Here is a 333-nt window from a genome sequence, read left to right as displayed (position 1 = left end):
CAGTCGTCCACTGCCCAATCACAAACGAATTTACCGCTTGATGCGTGAGATGGGACTCAAATGTACAAAATACAGCAAACGCCGCCGCAAGTACGATTCTTCCAAGGGTCCATCGGGTAAGAAGGCTAAAAAACGTAATCCGTCGTCGCTTTATGAGTAATCGCAAATATCAAAAGATGGTCTGCGACATTACTGAATTGAAGGCTAAGGACGGCAGTAAGGTTTATCTGGAAATTATCAAGGATCTGGCAACCAACCAGATTCTGACTTGGGAAATCGGGACGCATCCAACCCTGGAATTCAGCCTTAAGCCGCTGCGCAAGCTAATCGATC

The 333-nt window shown here is 46.5% G+C and carries 1 pseudogene; it reads left to right on the top strand.

What is annotated here, in order from left to right:
* Positions 1–152 precede the first annotated feature (152 nt).
* A pseudogene (locus P0G09_RS16410) lies at positions 153–333 on the top strand (IS3 family transposase); the annotation flags it as partial.

Origin of the sequence: Faecalibacterium sp. DFI.5.82, from assembly GCF_029076575.1 — a bacterium.
Classification (GTDB): Bacteria; Bacillota; Clostridia; order Oscillospirales; family Ruminococcaceae; genus Faecalibacterium; species Faecalibacterium duncaniae.
This window is presented reverse-complemented; position numbering and strand designations above follow the sequence as displayed.